General features: G+C 72.1%; 15 protein-coding genes. All 15 read right to left on the bottom strand.

Annotated elements, in window-relative coordinates:
- Nucleotides 1–65: 65 nt before the first annotated feature.
- Entirely contained in the window at nt 66–1,298 is a 1,233-nt protein-coding gene (locus ACZ601_RS37825; protein ID WP_469546437.1) for an arginine deiminase, read from the bottom strand.
- A gap of 116 nt (nt 1,299–1,414) precedes the next feature.
- Complete coding sequence (locus ACZ601_RS37830) at nt 1,415–4,036, bottom strand: polynucleotide kinase-phosphatase (protein WP_469546439.1); 2,622 nt, start codon at nt 4,034–4,036, stop codon at nt 1,415–1,417.
- Complete coding sequence (locus ACZ601_RS37835; RefSeq protein ID WP_469546440.1) at nt 4,033–5,508, bottom strand: 3' terminal RNA ribose 2'-O-methyltransferase Hen1; 1,476 nt, start codon at nt 5,506–5,508, stop codon at nt 4,033–4,035. Before ACZ601_RS37835 ends, ACZ601_RS37830 begins: the two co-directional genes overlap by 4 nt.
- A 43-nt stretch (nt 5,509–5,551) precedes the next feature.
- Nucleotides 5,552–6,577 (bottom strand): homocysteine S-methyltransferase, encoded by a 1,026-nt coding sequence (mmuM, locus tag ACZ601_RS37840; RefSeq protein WP_469546442.1) that lies wholly within the window; start codon nt 6,575–6,577, stop codon nt 5,552–5,554.
- Between the two features lie 16 nt (nt 6,578–6,593).
- The gene (locus ACZ601_RS37845; RefSeq protein WP_469546445.1) at nt 6,594–7,517 is read right to left on the bottom strand and encodes an LLM class F420-dependent oxidoreductase; all 924 of its coding nucleotides are present in this window, start codon (nt 7,515–7,517) and stop codon (nt 6,594–6,596) included.
- A 91-nt stretch (nt 7,518–7,608) separates the two neighbouring features.
- Nucleotides 7,609–8,145 (bottom strand): DUF6099 family protein, encoded by a 537-nt coding sequence (locus tag ACZ601_RS37850; RefSeq protein ID WP_469546449.1) that lies wholly within the window; start codon nt 8,143–8,145, stop codon nt 7,609–7,611.
- Nucleotides 8,146–8,270: 125 nt separating this feature from the next.
- Nucleotides 8,271–8,630, bottom strand: a complete 360-nt coding sequence (locus ACZ601_RS37855) for a nucleotide pyrophosphohydrolase (RefSeq protein WP_469546452.1) — start codon at nt 8,628–8,630, stop codon at nt 8,271–8,273.
- Nucleotides 8,627–10,021: an AAA family ATPase gene (locus ACZ601_RS37860; RefSeq protein ID WP_469546456.1), complete on the bottom strand. Its 1,395-nt coding sequence runs from the start codon at nt 10,019–10,021 to the stop codon at nt 8,627–8,629. Before ACZ601_RS37860 ends, ACZ601_RS37855 begins: the two co-directional genes overlap by 4 nt.
- 125 nt (nt 10,022–10,146) lie before the next feature.
- Complete coding sequence (locus ACZ601_RS37865) at nt 10,147–10,545, bottom strand: cell division protein SepF (RefSeq protein WP_073734778.1); 399 nt, start codon at nt 10,543–10,545, stop codon at nt 10,147–10,149.
- 104 nt (nt 10,546–10,649) lie between these two features.
- Complete coding sequence (locus ACZ601_RS37870) at nt 10,650–11,924, bottom strand: cytochrome P450 family protein (RefSeq protein ID WP_469546461.1); 1,275 nt, start codon at nt 11,922–11,924, stop codon at nt 10,650–10,652.
- Nucleotides 11,921–12,535, bottom strand: coding sequence for a GTP-binding protein (locus ACZ601_RS37875; RefSeq protein ID WP_073734776.1), 615 nt, complete (start codon nt 12,533–12,535; stop codon nt 11,921–11,923). Before ACZ601_RS37875 ends, ACZ601_RS37870 begins: the two co-directional genes overlap by 4 nt.
- The gene (locus tag ACZ601_RS37880) at nt 12,513–12,866 is read right to left on the bottom strand and encodes a DUF742 domain-containing protein (RefSeq protein ID WP_440574896.1); all 354 of its coding nucleotides are present in this window, start codon (nt 12,864–12,866) and stop codon (nt 12,513–12,515) included. The genes ACZ601_RS37875 and ACZ601_RS37880 overlap by 23 nt, the downstream gene beginning before the upstream one ends.
- A complete protein-coding gene (locus ACZ601_RS37885; protein ID WP_440574895.1) occupies nt 12,863–13,288 on the bottom strand; it encodes a roadblock/LC7 domain-containing protein in 426 nt (141 codons plus the stop codon). The genes ACZ601_RS37880 and ACZ601_RS37885 overlap by 4 nt, the downstream gene beginning before the upstream one ends.
- Nucleotides 13,285–14,661, bottom strand: a complete 1,377-nt coding sequence (locus ACZ601_RS37890) for an ATP-binding protein (RefSeq protein WP_469546466.1) — start codon at nt 14,659–14,661, stop codon at nt 13,285–13,287. Before ACZ601_RS37890 ends, ACZ601_RS37885 begins: the two co-directional genes overlap by 4 nt.
- A gap of 120 nt (nt 14,662–14,781) precedes the next feature.
- Nucleotides 14,782–15,828 (bottom strand): MBL fold metallo-hydrolase, encoded by a 1,047-nt coding sequence (locus tag ACZ601_RS37895; RefSeq protein ID WP_469546469.1) that lies wholly within the window; start codon nt 15,826–15,828, stop codon nt 14,782–14,784.
- Between the last annotated feature and the right edge of the window lie 272 nt (nt 15,829–16,100).

Below are 16,100 nucleotides of genomic sequence, written 5' to 3' on the forward strand. Positions count from 1 at the left end.
GGAAGTCTATACGATGCAATGCATCGCTATACAGGGCGTTCGGGGCGCCTCCCGTCGGCCCCGCGCTACACCGGATCGCGCACCACGGGGCAGCTCATGCAGCGGGGCCCGCCCCGGCCCCGGCCCAGTTCGCTGCCTCGGATCTCGATGACCTCGATCCCCTCCTTGCGCAGGTGGGCGTTGGTGGTGGCGTTGCGCTCGTAGGCGACGACGACGCCCGGTTCGACGGCCAGCACGTTGCAGCCGTCGTCCCACTGCTCGCGCTCGGCGGCGTGTACGTCCTGGGTGGCGGTGAGGACCCGGATCGAGTCCAGCCCCAGCGCCTCCGCGATCGCGCGGTGCATGTGCTCGGGCGGATGGTCGGTGACCTTGAGATCACGCGGGCCGTCTCCCGGTTCGATGGTGTACGAGCGGAGCATGCCCAGGCCCGCGTACTTGGTGAAGGTGTCCCCGTCGACCATCGTCATCACCGTGTCGAGGTGCATGAAGGCCCGGCTCTTGGGCATGTCGAGCGCCACGATCGTCCGGGCGGAACCGGCGTCGAAGAGCCCGCGGGCCAGCATCTCCACCGCCTGCGGAGTGGTGCGCTCGCTCATCCCGATGAGGACGGCGCCCCGGCCGATGACCAGGACGTCGCCGCCCTCGATGGTGGAGGGGTAGTCGTCCTGCCCCTGCGACCAGTGGTGGAAGGCGCCCGCGTCGGGGCCGGTGAAGAGCGGATGGTGACCGTAGACCGCCTCGAAGTGGACGGTCTCGCGCTGCCGGGCCGGCCAGCGCATGGCGTTGATGGACACCCCGTCGTAGATCCAGGCCGAGGTGTCACGGGTGAAGAGGTGGTTCGGCAGCGGCCCGAGCAGGAAGTCGTCCAGGTCCATGACGTGGAAGCGGACCGAGGTCGGTTCGCGGTGCCGCTCCAGGAACTCCCTTTTGGTCATCCCGCCGACCAGCGCCTCGCAGAGCTCGGCGGCGGTCAGCTCCTCGAAGGCGGCCCGCAGGTGTTCGGTGGCGAGCGGGCCGTACTCCTTCTCCTCGAAGACCCGGTCCAGGACGAGGCGCCGGGCCACCGGGATCTCCAGCGACTCCTGGAGCAGGTCGCCGAAGAGATGCACCTCCACTCCGCGGTCGCGCAGCACGTCCGCGAACCCGTCGTGCTCCTGGCGGGCCCGGCGCACCCAGAGCACGTCGTCGAAGAGCAGCGCGTCCTTGTTGCTCGGGGTGAGCCGTTTCAGTTCCAGACCGGGGCGGTGCAGGATGACGCGGCGCAGCCGCCCGGCCTCGGAGTCGACGTGGAATCCCATACCCACATCCTCACCGCGCGGAGCGCCGTTCACCCGGCGAATCGCCTGCCGGTTCCCGCCCGGACCGTCACCAACGGCGGGGAACCACCGGCACTACAGGCGAAGGCTCAGCGGCACTACAGGCGGGGGTCCACCGGCTCCGACTCCAGCGCCAGCACCGCGAACACCGCCTCGTGCACCCGCCACAGCGGCTCGCCACCGGCCAGCCGGTCCAGGGCTTCGAGCCCCAGGGCGTACTCGCGCAGGGCGAGCGAGCGCTTGTGGCCGAGGAACCGGCCGCGCAGCCGCTCCAGGTTCTCCGGGCGGGTGTACTCCGGTCCGTAGATGATCCGCAGGTACTCCCGGCCGCGCACCTTGATGCCCGGCTGGACCAGGCGCCCCTTGTCGTCCCTGGCGAACGCGCCGAGCGGCTTGACCACCATGCCCTCGCCGCCCCGGCCCGTCATCTCCCGCCACCAGTCGATGCCGGAGCGCACCGACGCCTCGTCCGCGGTGTCGACGACGAGCCGCCGGGTCACCTGGAGCAGCCCCGTGGGGTCGTGCTCCACCAGCCGGTCCAGCCAGCCCAGCTGCTCGTCGTGGGGAACGGTGGCGAGCGAGCGGCCCCGCACCGCGAGGACCTGGAACGGTGCCAGCCGCACTCCGTCCAGCCCCTCGGTGCTCCAGCAGTAACGGCGGTAGGCCTCGGTGAACGCGGCCGCGTCCTCGGCCCGGCCGCGCTGCCGGTCCGCGAGCGCGCCGACGTCGATGCCGCGCTCCGCCGCTGCCGCGAGGGCGGCCTGTGCCGCGGGGAAGACGGCACCGGACGCGGCGCCGACCGCCGCGTACTGCGAGCGGAGCAGTCCGGCCGCCTTGAGGGACCAGGGCATCAGCTCGGCGTCCAGCAGCACCCAGTCGGTGTCCCACTCCTCCCACAGCCCGGCGGCGGTGACGGCGGCGCGCAGCCGGCCGAGGACCACCTCGGTCACCGCGGCGTCGTCCAGGAACGGGCGTCCGGTGCGGGTGTGCAGGGCGCCCGTCGGGCCGCCCTCTCCCGCGGCGGCGGAGGCGGCGCCCCCCGTCCCGAAGCGTTCCCGCGCCACGTCGGCGTCCCGGCAGACCAGGGCCACCGCCCGCGAGCCCATGTGCTTCTCCTCGCACACGACCCTGGTCACCCCGTCCGCCCGGTACTGCGCGAACGCCTCGGCCGGGTGCTCCAGATAGCCCTCCTCCTTCGAGGTGGCCGTCGGCGCCATGGTCGGCGGCAGGTAGGCGAGCAACCGGGGGTCGACGGCGAACCGGCTCATGACCTCCAGCGCGGCTGCCGCGTTCTCCTCGCGCACCGCGATCCGGCCCATGTGCCGGGTCTCCACGATCCGCCGGCCCCGCACGTCGCCGAGGTCCAGCGGACGGCCCTCGTGGCCGCCCGGCGCCTCGGTGGCCAGCGGCTTCGCCGGCTCGTACCAGACCCGCTCGGCCGGTACGTCGACCAGTTCACGCTCCGGCCAGCGCAGCGCCGTCATCTTCCCGCCGAAGACGGCGCCGGTGTCCAGGCAGATGGTGTTGTTGACCCAGGAGGTGGTGGGCACGGGGGTGTGGCCGTAGACGACCGTGGCCCGGCCCCGGTAGTCCTCCGCCCACGGGTAGCGCACCGGCAGACCGAACGTGTCGGTCTCACCCGTGGTGTCGCCGTACAGCGCGTGCGAGCGGACCCTTCCGGAGGTACGCCCGTGGTACTTCTCCGGCAGCCCGGCGTGGCAGACGACCAGCTTGCCGCCGTCCAGCACGTAGTGGCTGACGAGCCCGTCGATGAACTCACCGACCCGCTTGCGGAATTCCGGGTCCTTGCTGTCCTCCCGCTCCAGCTGCTCGATGGTCTCCGCGAGTCCGTGGGTCTGCTGGACCTTGCGGCCCTTGAGGTAGCGGCCGAGCTTGTTCTCGTGGTTGCCGGGCACGCAGAGCGCGTTGCCGTCCGACACCATCGACATCACGCGGCGCAGCACACCCGGGCTGTCGGGTCCGCGGTCGACGAGGTCTCCGACGAAGACCGCGGTGCGCCCCTCGGGGTGCGCCCCGTCCGCGTAGCCGAGTTCGCCGAGCAGCGTCTCCAGCTCGGAGCTGCAGCCGTGGATGTCACCGATGATGTCGAACGGGCCTGTGAGGTGGCGGAGGTCGTTGTAGCGGCGCTCCCGCACCACTTCGGCGTGGGCGGCCTCCTCCTCCGTGCGCAGGATGTGGACCTTGCGGAAGCCCTCGCGCTCCAGCCCGCGCAGCGAGCGGCGCAGCTCGCGGCGGTGGCGCTGGACGACATGGCGGCCCATGCCCGCCCGGTCGGGGCGGGCGGCGTTGCGTGCCTGGCAGACCTCCTCCGGCAGGTCAAGGACGATCGCGATGGGCAGCACGTCGTGTTCCCGGGCCAGCTTCACCAGCTGCCGGCGGCTCTCGGGCTGGACGTTCGTGGCGTCGACGACGGTCAGCCTCCCGGCGGCCAGCCGCTTGCCCGCGATGTAGTGCAGGACGTCGAAGGCGTCCCCGCTGGCGCTCTGGTCGTTCTCGTCGTCGGCGACCAGGCCCCGGCAGAAGTCCGAGGAGATGATCTCGGTCGGCCTGAAGTGCCGGTGGGCGAAGGTGGACTTGCCCGAGCCGCTCGCCCCGATGAGGACCACGAGGGAGAGGTCGGTCACCGGCAGGACGCGCGGGGCGCTCCGGCTGGTGCTGTCACTGGTGTTGTCACCGGTGCTGTCGTTGGTCCCGCTCATGCGGCTTTCGCCTCCTTCTCCTTCTCGTCGGCCGTGGTCATGGTGAACACGGCCATCTGGGTGGGCGGCCCCACCTCCGGGTCATCGGGTCCGACGGGCACGAACTCCACCCCGTACCCGTGCCGGCGGGCCACCTCGCCCGCCCAGTCCCGGAATTCGGCCCGGGTCCATTCGAAGCGGTGGTCGCCGTGCCGGACGTGCCCGGCCGGGAGCGTCTCCCAGCGGACGTTGTACTCGACGTTCGGCGTGGTCACCAGGACGGTGCGGGGCCGGGCCGAGCCGAACACCGCGTACTCCAGCGCGGGCAGCCGAGGCAGGTCGAGATGCTCGATGACCTCGCTGAGCACCGCCGCGTCGTACCCCTTGAGCCGCTTGTCCGTGTACGTGAGCGAGCCCTGCTGGAGCGTCACGCGAGCGGCCTGCCGCTCCCCCATCCGGTCCAGCTTCAGCCGCCGGGAGGCGACGGTGAGGGCGCGCATCGAGACGTCGACCCCGACGATCTCCGTGAAACGCACGTCCTTCAGCAGCGCCTGCACCAACTGGCCCTGTCCGCAGCCCAGGTCGAGCACCCGGCTCGCTCCGGCACCGTTCAACGCGGCCAGGATCGCGGTCCGCCGCTGCTCCGCGAGCGGCACCGGCCGCTCCTCCGTGTCGGTCGTCTCGTCGACCGCGTTGTCGACGCTCTCGACGTCGAGGTCGTCCGACTCCGCGAGCCGGACCAGCTCCAGCCGCTCCATCGCCTGCCTCGTCAGCCCCCAGCGCCGGGCCAGATAACGGCTGGTGATCAGCTTCTGCTCGGGGTGGTCCGCCAGCCAGCCCTCACCGGCGCGCAGCAGCTTGTCCACCTCGTCCGGCGACACCCAGTAGTGCTTCGCGTCGTCGAGCACCGGCAGCAGGACGTACAACTGCCGCAGCGCGTCCGCCAGCCGCAACTCGCCCTCCAGCACGAGCCGTACGTACCGCGAGTCCCCCCACTCGGGGAACCGCTCGTCCAGCGGTACGGCCACCGCGTCCACCCGCGACCAGCCGAGCGGGCCGAAGAGCGCCCGCACCAGCTCGGCACCACCACGGGCCGGCAGTGCGGGCACCTCGATCCGCAGCGGCATCGTCTCCTCCGCCCGCTCGGGCATCGCCCGGCAGGTACCGCTCAGCGCGGACTTGAAGACGGTGCTCATCGCGACGGACAGCAGCGAGGACGCCGCGTACGGGCGGTCGTTGACGTACTGGGCGAGTGCCGCGTCGGGGGCACCGCCCCGGCCCTTGCCCTTGCCCTTGCGCACCAGCGCCACGGGGTCCACCTCCAGCAGCAGCGCCGCCGTGCAGCGCTCCGCGGACGCCTCGGGATAGAAGACGTGCGCGGTGCCGTGGGAGGTGGAATACGTCTGCGCCTTCTCGGGATGCTTGTGCAGCAGGAATCCGAGATCGGTGGCGGGACGCTCCGGGTTGCCGGTTGTGCTGATCGTCAGGAACACGCGTCCGAGTATGGTCCGGATCGTCCCCTCCCACCAGGCAATTTCAGCCCGGCTCCGGTTCTTCCCGCCCTCCTTCCCGGTGGTTCGCCGACGGTGCGGCGAGCTGCGCGGCCAGCTCCCCGATGGTGTCCGGGCCGACCCGGCAGCAGCCTCCGACCAGCCGGGCACCCGCCGCCTGCCAGGCCCGGACCCGGCTGGGATCGAACGTGGCGCCTCCGGTCCATCCCCGTCTTCCGGCATCCCAGTGCTCCCCGCTGTTCGGGTAGACCACGACCGGCTTCCCGGTCACCGCCGCGGCCGTCCGCACCGCGAGGTCCGCCTCGGCCGGATCGCAGCAGTTCACCCCGGCCGCCACCACCCGTCCGTACCCCGCCGCGAGACCGAACGCCTCCTCCAGCGACTGTCCCGCCCTGGTCTCCCCGCGCGCCACGGTGTAGGAGAGCCAGACCGGCAGCCCGGTCCCCTCCGCGACCCGCAGGAGCGCCTCCGCCTCATCGGTGTCCGGCACCGTCTCCAGTGCCAGCGCGTCGGGCCCTGCGGCGGCCAGCGCCTCGATCCGGGGGCGGTGGAAGCGCTCCAGCTCCCGGACCGAGAGCCCGTACCGGCCCCGGTACTCGGCGCCGTCCGCCGTCACCGCCCCGTACGGGCCGACCGAGGCGGCGACCCACACATCCCGCGCCACCGAAGCGGCCGCCCGCCGCGCCAGCTCCACACTGCGGGCGAACAGCGCGGCGGCCTCCGCCCGCCCGGTCCCGCGCCGCCCGAACCCCTCGAAACTCGCCTGATAACTGGCGGTGATCAGGACCTGCGCACCCGCCCGCACATACGCCGTGTGCGCCTGTTCGATCTGCTCGGGCCCATCGGCGAGCAGCCGGGCGGACCACAGCGCGTCGGACAGATCGCAGCCCTGCGACTCCAGCTGGTTGGAGAGGCCGCCGTCGAGCAGGACCGTCCCCGCCGCGAGGGCGGCCGCGAGGGGCCGGGACGGCGTCCCGGCGAACGGCCGGCCGAAGGCGCCGGATGCGTAGGCGTCACGGCCGGGATCGCGGGCGTCGCGGGCGGGCTGCACAGGTGCTCCTCCGGTCTCAGGTCAGCTGGGACTGGACCTGCGACGAGATCAGCTCCAGGTGGTCCAGGTCGTCGAGGTCCAGCACCTGGAGGTAGATCCTCGAAGCTCCGATCGCCTCGAACCGGCCGATCTTTTCGACCACTTCGGCGGGCGAGCCCGCCAGGCCGTTCGCCTTCAGCTCCGACACGTCCCGCCCGATGACGGCGGCACGGCGCGCGACCTCGGCATCGTCCTTGCCGACACAGACGACCAGGGCGTTGGAGTACACCAGGTCGTCCGGTCCCCGGCCCGCCGCCGCGGCCGCTTCCCTGACCCGGCCGAACTGCTGCTCGCTGTCCTCCAGACCGGCGAAGGGGATATTGAACTCATCGGCGTACTGGGCGGCGAGCCTCGGCGTGCGCTTCGCGCCGTGCCCGCCGATCAGTACCGGCACCTTGGCCTGGGCCGGCTTGGGCAGTGCGGGCGAGTCGGTGAGCTGGTAGTAGGTGCCGTCGTAACTGAACGTCTTGCCGACCTCTGTCGACCACAGCCCGGTGATGATCGCCAGCTGCTCCTCCAGCCGGCCGAACTTCTCCTGCGGGAACGGAATGCCGTACGCCTTGTGCTCATCCTCGAACCAGCCGGCTCCCAGGCCCAGTTCGACCCGGCCGCCGGACATCTGGTCGACCTGTGCCACCTGGATGGCGAGCACGCCGGGCAGCCGGAACGTCCCCGCCGTCATCAGCGTGCCGAGGCGGATCCGCTTGGTCTCGCGCGCCAGCCCGGCGAGGGTGATCCAGGCGTCCGTCGGGCCGGGGAGACCGTCGCCCCCTCCCATGCGCAGATAGTGGTCGGAGCGGTAGAAGGCGTCGAAGCCGAGGTCCTCCGTCGCCTTGGCGACGGTGAGCAGGGTGTCGTAGCTCGCCCCTTGCTGGGGCTCGGTGAAGATTCGAAGATCCATGGATCCATCCTGCACCCCCGGGCTCCGCCCGCCCCTCTCCCGCCTCCATTCGCCGCCGCGGTGTCCGGATCGTCCCCGACACGGGGGCGGATCAGGGCCGGCCGGCAGCCGGACCCGCCGGTCCGTGCAGCACTCCATGGGGGCCGTCCCGCTCCCTGCTGCGCTCCAGATCCTCCCGCCGCTCACGGTCCCGTTCATCGAGGAGCCGGAGCATTCCATGGACCCGGTCCGTCGACTCGTCGGCGGCGTCGATCGCCTCCATGCACTGCCAGTACAGGCCCTGTTCATCCGTCTCGCACGCCACCCCGACCAGGGCGATCCCCACCTCCCCCAGCAGCGCGCCCAGCCCCGTCAGCGCGGAGCGCGGGTCAGCCACCTCGGAGAGCTGGGCCGCCCTGGCCACCCCGGCCCGCGCCGCCGGGTGGTCCAGTGCCCCGTTGCTTCTTCCGCCGATCTCGCTGAGGCCTCCCGCCTCGCCCCGTAACTCCTTGGGGCCGCTCGCCGCCAGTCTGCTTCCGACCGCCTGCGCCAGAGCCTGGGCCTGCCAGGCCTCGGCGATGATGTCCGGCGTGCCCCTGCTCCGGGCCAGCGCCTGCCTGATGACCGCTACCAACCGCTCCGCTTCCATGTGTTGCCCCCGTTCGGTACGAAAACCCGCTCACCTCTTTCATTACCCACAGTGAGGGTGGTGGTACCGGAAAGCCAGAGGATTTCGGAAATCTGTGGACACCTTGTCGACTGTGAATAAGTCGATCACTCCGAAGAGTGACGATCGGCTGTATCCGGGCCCTTCGTGACCGGGAACCGCGCCTCATTCCGCTCGATCTTGGCCGCCAGCGCCGCGAGCGGGTCGATGTCCAGTACCGCGCAGAACTGCAGCAGATAGGCGAGGACATCAGCGACCTCGTCCGAGACCCGGTGCGCGGAAGCGGGATCCTCCATCACGCGGGCCGACTGGTCCGGCGTCAGCCACTGGAAGATCTCCATGAGTTCGGATGCCTCGACGCTGAGCGCCGACGCCAGGTTCTTCGGGGTGTGGTACTGCTCCCAGTCGCGTGCGGCCGCGAAGGCGGCGAGTCGTCGTTGCAGGGCGGGTACGTCGAGTTCTGTCACGGTTCCAGGTCTACCACCGTCGCTCCCGCCGTCCCCCGGGCCCGTGCGGCACCCGCCTCCGTCACCGTGCCGAGCAGCCGGACCCGGCCGCCGGCCACCGCGGAGGCCGCCTCGGTCAGCAGCTCCCGGCTCTGCCGCCCGTCCAGGTCGCGGTCGAACCCGTCGGCCAGCACCGTGCGGGTCTGCAGGGCCGCCGGCACCTCGGAGCCGGCATCCGCCGGGTCCGCCCCGGGGCCCATGAGCAGGGCCACGCCCAGTGCCAGGTACCGCAGTTCGCCGTCACCGAGCCGTTCCAGCGGTGTGCCGGGTCCGTCGCCCCTGGCCAGGACCGCGCGGACCTGCCCGTCCCCGAACCGCTCGACGCGGAGCCCGGTCACCGGACGGGCGCACCCGGCATCCGCCAGCGCGACCAGCCGGGCATGACGTCGCCCGTACACGTACCCGTTTCCGGCCCCGTACCCGCTCCCGGCCCCGTACCCGTACCCGTACCCGTACCCGGCCCCGGGCCCGCCCCCATCGCCGCGCTCACGTCCACGCGCGGCCCCTCGCCCGTTGTACTCGGCGTGCAGAACCGCCGCGAGGTTTCCGCAGTCGCGGCGGAGCCGGCCCTCGCCCGGCGGCACCGGTGTCCGCATCCGATGAGGCCTCGGTTCGCAGGCGAAGGCCGGGCGCAGAGCGACCACCAATTGTTCGGCGGCGGCCAGCACCTGCAGCTGGCCCGGCGTCCGGCCCGCGACCCGCAAGGGCAGCAGGGCCGTGCCGAGCCGGTCGTCCGGCAGCCGTTCCCGCGTCACCGGAAGCTCGTCGTCGGTGTGCCAGGCCGCCTGGAGCGTCGGCTGATCCGGATCGCGAAGCGCGGTGCTGAGCAGGGTCACCCCGGCCAGGGTCAGCCGCTCCCCGACGATCCGCAAGGTGGGCTCGGCCTGGACGGCGAGTTCGAGCCGGACGGGGCCGGCCGGCCCGTCCGCCGTGCACCCGATCCGGAAGCCGCGCCGTCCCTGCCGGTCGGCCTCGGCCCCTTCGGGCACGCACCCCGCCGGATCGGGGAAGACCTCGTCGAGCGGCGCCCCCTCGGCCAGTCGGGACAGCGCCTCGTAGGCCCGCAGCACACTCGACGTACCGCTGCCTGAGGGACCCGCGAGGAGGGTGAGCGGGGCCAGCGGCACGACCGTGCCCCGGTGCGCCGCGAAGGCGGAGAGCCGCAGCTCGGTCACGACCGGGCCGGCACAACGCTTCGACCACCGGGCGGAGTCGGAGCCGACTGGCTGCGGAGGATCGGCGCGGGGCGGATCAGCGCAAGGCGGATCGCCGCGGGGCGGATCAGCGCAAGGTGCATCAGCGCACGGTGCATCGGAACGGGGAGGATCAGCGCGGAGGCTGGGTGCGGTCATGCCAAAGACCGTATGCACCCGCCTCCCCGCCGAACCGTTCCTCCGGATCGCTCGTCCTTCAATCGAAGGAACGGCCTCCCCCGCCCGCATGGCACGCCGCCCGGCGGGGTAGACCGCGACCCGGTTCAGGCCCCCGGCACACCCGCCGCCGTCACGCCCTCGACCTCCATGCCGATGGGCGACAGGAGGAAGACGTTCCGGTCCACCCGGTGCATCCCGCTGCCGAGACCGAAGACGACACCGCTGGTGAAGTCCAGGATCCGCTTCGCCACATCGGGTTCGGCGCCGGTCAGATCGAGCAGCACCGGAACCTGTCCGACCAGGTACTCGGCCACCTCGCGCGCGTCCGCGAAGACCTGGACCCGCAGCACCACCATGCGCCGCTGCTCGGCGCTCTCCCGCTCCTCCGGGACCGTCCGGTGGTCCACCCGGGAGGGCCACTCGTTGCGGCTGCGCAGTGGTACGACCTGGGCCAGTCCCTCCCACTGCTCGTCGGTGACGTCATACCTGTCGTACCTGCTCACCGGACCACTCCGTCTGTGCATCGTTCGGCGTTGCGCCGGCTGCGCTCACTGTTCATCGGGCAATTCTCTCGCCCCTCACCCGTTCGGCCTACCAGCGACACGGTTCAGGACCCGATCGACACCTTCGGAAGTCTGCCGGAGGCGGTCGCGGAGACCTTGTCCGGGCCGGTGGCGGGGGTCGTGTCGAGCGGTGTGAAGCGAACCGGGAGGTGTGCCAGGGCCCGGTGGAACGGGCCGGGCCGCCACAGCAGTTCGCTGACCGGCACGGTGAGTTCCGCATCGCACAGCTGGCTGGTGAACTGTTCGATCGCGGTCATCGCGATGAGCAGCGCGGGCTGCTTCGCGGGGCACCGGTGCGGCCCCGCCGACCAGGCGAGGTGGGCGCTGGCCCCGGAGCGGACCCCTTCTTGCGGGGTGTCCGCCGCGGACTGGGTGTTGGCGGCGCCGAAGGAGACCAGGATCAGCTGTCCGGCGTGCAGCCGTACCCCGTGGAACTCGGTGTCGTGGCGCGGGTAGTGCGCGGCGAGGTTGGCGATCGGCGGTTCCTGCCACAGGACCTCGTTGATCGCCTCGTGCGCCGTCATCGCTCCGCCGTGCAGCGAGCCCGCGTACCGCTCGTCGGTGAGCATGTGCAGGATGGAGTTGCCGATCAGGTTGGTCGTGGGGTCGTGGCCCGCGCTCATCACCAGCGCGATCTGACTCACCGTCTCGTCGTTGTCGAGACGGGCCGGATGTGCGAGCAGGTAAGAGGTCAGATCGCGGCGCGGCCGGGCGCGCCGGTCGGCGACGAGCCGGGTGACGACGTCGACGAGGTCGGCGTACGCCTCGGTGGCGCCCCGGGCCGAGTTCATCATGCCGCCGATGCCGTCGACGATCCGTTCGCCCTCGGCGGGGGCGACGCCGAACCAGGTGACGAAGACGTGCAGCGGAAGCCGTGCGGCGTACTGGGCGATGAGGTCGCCGGTGCCGGTGGCGGCGAACTCCCCGATGAGCTGCTGGGCGGCCCTGGCCACCTCCGCCCGCAGGATGTGCGGTTCGATCAGCGCGAGGCTGTCGTTGATGGCTTCGCGGTAGCGGGTGTGCTCGTCGCCGTCGCTGAACAGCGCGGTGGGGCGGTGGCCGAGCACGGGCAGCACCGGCGAGTCCGGCGGGGCGGTCGCCTGCCAGTCGCGGGGGTCCTTGCTGAAGGTGTGGGTGTCGCGGAGCAGGTCGACGGCCGCCTGGTAGTCCGTGACCAGCATCGCCTCCACGCCGGGCGCGATCCGGACCGGTGTCAGCGGGCCTTCTTCGCGCAGCCTGCGGTAGTGGCCGTGCGGGTCGGCCGCGAAGTCGGGGCCGTACAGCGCGACGGGCTGCGGCGGCTGTACGAACAGGGTCATGACGGGTCCTCGGGTCGCGGCAGTCGGGTCAGCACGTGTTCGGCCAGCGCGATCAGGGCGTCGATGCTGCCGCGCCGTTCCCGGGCGTCGCACTGGATCAGCGGGGTCCCGGGAGCGAGGTCGAGGTGTTTGCGCAGCACCTCGTCGCTGTGGGCGGGCGCGTCGGGGAAGCGGTTGACGGCGACGGCGTACGGCAGCCCCTGCTCCTCCACCATGTCCATGACCGCGAAGGAGTCACCGAGCCGCCGGGTGTCCACCAGGACGAGCGCGCCGAGCGCGCCCCGCGCGATGTCCTCCCACAGCGGCAGGAACCGCTGCTGGCCGGGTGTGCCGAACAGGTAGAGCACCAGGTCGTCCAGGACGGTGAGACGTCCGAAGTCGATGGCGACCGTGGTGGTGGTCTTGTCGGGGAGCCCGGCGGTGTCGTCGAGCAGGGTGCTGGACTGGGTCATCGCCTCCTCCGTATGGAGGGTGGCTATTTCGGAGAGCGTACGGATCAGGGTCGTCTTGCCCACGCCGAAGGGACCCGTGACGACGATCTTCATCAGGGTCCGGGCGGCCGTCGGCAGATAGCCGACGCCGGTCCGGTCAGTGGAGGGAGCGGAGTCCAACGAGCAGCCTCTCGACGAGCGACCGGTCGATCTCCCCGGCACTGGGTATCGGCGGTCGGGTGAGCAGAAGTCCGGCGGCCGCGAGGTCCGTGGCCAGGAATACGGTGGCGCTGACCGGCAGGTCCAGATGGGCCGCGCACTCGACGACGGTGAGGGCGCCCGGTGCCAGCAGTTCGCACAGCCTGCGCTGTTCCGAGCCGGTGTCCGGGGGCAGGGCCGTATCGGTGCGTACGAGCACGGCGAGCCGGTCGAGCGCGGGGCCGACGGGCCGGGACCGGCCGCCGGTGACCAGATAGGCGGGGATCAGACGGCGTCCCGGTCCGGAGCTCATGGCCGGGCGGTGGTGTCCGGTTGGCGGGCGGGCGCGTGCATCGCCCGGGTCAGCGCGGTGACCTGCACCTGCATCTGATAGGCGATGTCACCGAGCTTGGCGCCGGGTTCGGCGAAGAGGGCGAGCGTGGTGTTGTTCCCCGCCGGTACGACGACGGCGAAGCCCAGATCGGATTCGACGACCGTCTGGGCCAGTTTCGGCCCCTCGGCGTCGGTGAACGCCGTGGTGAAGGCGCGCGCCGCGGCGTGCAGCGTGGCCGTCATCGCGGCGACCCGCTCGCCGGAAGCCCGGTCGAGGCCGGGTGAGGCGCCCTCGATGAGGCCGTCACCGGTGGCGACCACGGCATGCTGGACTCCGGGCAGCTCCAGCAGCGGGGTCAGCACCCATGCGAGGTCGCCGGTGGTGGGGCTGGGGGCGCTCACGTCTCGTCGTCTCCTTGGTCGTCCTGGTCGCCCAGGTGGTCGTGGCCGTCCGGTTCCGGTGCGGGGGCCCGCCCGGCGACACTCCTGCCGTTGAGGGTGCCCTGTTGGAGGGCCGCCCAGGAAGACTCCGCCTGCTCCGGTGTACGGGGCACCTGTCCGGCGGCCGGGACGGCTGCGGGGGCCGGGGCCGCGGCCGGCCGGGGTGCGCGCCGCCGTCTGCTGGGCAGTCCGGCCGGTTCCGCGACGGGATTCGCCCTCGGCGGTTCCTGCGCGGGCGCGGCTGGGGCGGCGGGGGCGGCCTCCTCGGCCGGGGCGGCCTGTGCCGATACGGGCGCCGGGGCCAGGGCGGAGAGGGTCCGGTCCTCCTTCAGCACGGTCAGCAGATGTGCGGGGACGCGCAGGATGGTCCGCATGCCGCCGAACGGCGAGGCCTCGATGTGGCAGTGGAAGCCGTACTGCGTCACGAGCCGGCCGACGACCGCGAAGCCGGTCTGCGGCGGGTCGCCCAGCTCGGTCAGGAGCACCTCGGAGGGGCCTGCCAGCAGTGCGCGGGCCCGGTCGAGCGCGTCCTCGTCCATGCCGATGCCCGCGTCGTCGACGACCAGGAACGCGCCCCGGCCGCCGCTCTGCTGGAGCGTCACCGTCACGTCGGTGTCGGGGTGGGAGTACGCGGTGGCATTGGCGAGCAGTTCCGCGAGGGCGATCGCGAGGGGTTCCGCAGCCCTGGCGGCGAGCGCGATCCGTTCCTCGCGCAGGTGGTTGGCCACCTTGATGCGCTCGTAGCCGGCGACGCGGGACTGGGCCCCGAGCACGATCTCGATGAGCGGGGAGTTCTGCCGGGCCAGTCCGGGCCAGGCGTCGCAGAGCACGGCGGTGGACTGGGTCCGGCGCAGGGCCAGTTCGTTGCGGAAGTCCAGTTGCAGGATGCGCGGGTCGTCGTACTCGTGCTGGAGCTCGTGCAGCAGTTGCTGGGACTGGTTGAGCAGCGACTGGATCTTGGCCGAGGTGCCGCGCATCGCCGCGCGGGCTGCCGCGTCGACGCGCTGCCGCTCCTCGATGACGGCGGTCCTGGCCGCCTGCACGGCCTCGGTGAGCAGCCGGGCGGCCTCGCCGTCCACCTCGGCCGCCTCCCGCAGTCCGGGGACCTGGGCGCTGGCGTGCGAGAGTGCGACCGCGGCGGCCGGGATGCGTCGGTGGGCCAGCTGCCGGATCTCTTCGACGAGCGCGGCGGTACGGGCCTCCGCGGCCTTCATCTGCCGTTCGGTCAGCTCGGCGTGGGCCACGGCGAGCTGTTCCGAGCGGCCGGACCCGTACGAGCGCGCCGTCGCCGCCACGGCGGCCACGACGGCGATCACCGCCACGATCCATCCCATGCCGTTACCGCGTTTCTGTCGTCGGGCCGGTCCTCCGGCCGGGGCGGCGGCGGAGGACCGGACGGTCGGCCCGGCCCGGGGGCCGGGCGGGTGGCCCGGCCTGTGCGGCGGGCCGGGCGCTCACTCCAGCGCACCCGCGGGCTCACGGGCCTGCTCTGCTCGCTGCCCGGCTTCCCGCTCCGCTCCCTGCTCGACTTCCCGCTCCACTTCCTGGGCGAGCACGGCCACGTCGGTCATCACCTGGAGCACGCCCGGCATTTCCGAGCCGTCGAGCTGCCGGTACTCGCTGCCGATGGTCACGAGCAGCCGCTCGGGGAGACCGAGTTCGGGGTGGCGGCCCTCGCCGATCACCCGGCGGGCCGCCTCCGGTGCGGGCACCCCGGCGGCGTGGAGGGCGTGCGCCCGCTCCCGTACGTACTCCAGATAGGCGATGTGGTCGCGTACCCCGGCCCGGTCGAGGACCGGCCCGTGGCCCGGCACGATCGTCTCGGCTCCGGTGGCCAGCACCTGTTCGCAGGCGGCGATCACGTTGCTCAGCGGGCCCGCCCAGTGGATCGGGTGGTCGCCCGGCTGCCCGGGTGTCGAGGAGAAGATGATGTCGCCGCTGAACACGGCGCTCTGGGCCGGCAGGTGGACCATCAGGTCGCCGGTGGTGTGCGCGGGCGGCAGGGCGGTGATCCGGACCGGGTACTCCCCCAGGGTCAGTTCGAGCTCGCCGGTGAAGTAGGTGGTCGGCTGGACCGGTTCGGTCCGCGACCAGTCGAACAAGCCGAAGTGGCGGCCGAGGTAGGCGCCGAGCGGCCCAGCCGGGTCGTCGCCGTTGACCAGGGCGTGCTGCTGCTTCGGGGTGGGCTCGTAGTGGATGTGGTCCCGGGCCTCGCGGGTCGCGATGATCTCCGCGTCGGGGAGCACGCCCGCGCCCCAGAAGTGGTCGCCGTTGGCGTGCGTGACGATCACCCGGTCGACGGTGACGCCCGCGGGCAGCAGTTTCGTGCTCTCGGCCAGGAACTGTCCCGCCAGTACCGGGTCGTAGGGGGTGTCGATCCAGAGCGCGCCCCGGGGCGAGACGAGGAGGCCGCAGTTGGCCAGCCCCCAGCCCCGCTTCGGCGGGAGCCATGCGTGCAGGCCTCGGCCCAGGTCTACGACGTGCCCACCCGTGATCGACATGCACGCGATTATGCCGACCGGTTTCCGGTCGCGCGTTCGAAATCGGACACAGCAACCACTTACTGGCTTGAAATCAACGTTTCGTTCCACCCGGAACGGCTGATCGGTGACCGTACGAGAGCGACTGAGCTGCCCGCCTTACGGGATTATCGGGATGAACGGGTGGATACAGCCCGGCCGATGATTCCCACTTCGCCATGACGCAGTGAGCGGCCGTCAAACCGGAAGAGGCCGATTACCCACCGAGCATGGCTGAAAACAGATGCCATGGT

Source organism: Streptomyces sp. NPDC104307 (genome assembly GCF_055584045.1).